Here is a 217-nt window from a genome sequence, read left to right as displayed (position 1 = left end):
TTTGCGCTGTGGGACCGGCAGACCGGGACCCTTTTCTGTGCACGGGACGCCTTTGGCATCAAACCGCTGTACTATTACCAGGCAGCGGACGGCACCCTGTTGTTTGCCAGCGAGGTGATATACGAGGAATCCACCCCGCCCGAAAGGAACCCGGCAACCTCCACATCGGCGATTTTGTGGGCGGCCACACTGTCCTGCATGATTTTGTCAATGACTT

Annotated in this window: 1 protein-coding gene and 1 pseudogene; one reads left to right on the top strand and one right to left on the bottom strand. The window is 57.6% G+C overall.

What is annotated here, in order from left to right:
* Nucleotides 1-6: 6 nt before the first annotated feature.
* Nucleotides 7-63: pseudogene (locus H6B10_RS18820) on the top strand (hypothetical protein); the annotation flags it as partial.
* 11 nt (nucleotides 64-74) lie between these two features.
* Here H6B10_RS18820 and H6B10_RS18575 read toward each other — a convergent pair.
* Entirely contained in the window at nucleotides 75-200 is a 126-nt protein-coding gene (locus H6B10_RS18575) for an asparagine synthase-related protein (protein WP_345941885.1), read from the bottom strand.
* Nucleotides 201-217 lie beyond the last annotated feature (17 nt).

Source organism: Gemmiger formicilis, assembly GCF_016901605.1.
Taxonomy (GTDB): domain Bacteria; phylum Bacillota; class Clostridia; order Oscillospirales; family Ruminococcaceae; genus Gemmiger; species Gemmiger formicilis_B.
This window is presented reverse-complemented; position numbering and strand designations above follow the sequence as displayed.

Excerpts from the sequence above, each read along its gene's own strand:
- H6B10_RS18575 (WP_345941885.1), bottom strand. The coding sequence starts at position 200 with ATGCAGGACAGTGTGGCCGCCCACAAAATCGCCGATGTGGAGGTTGCC.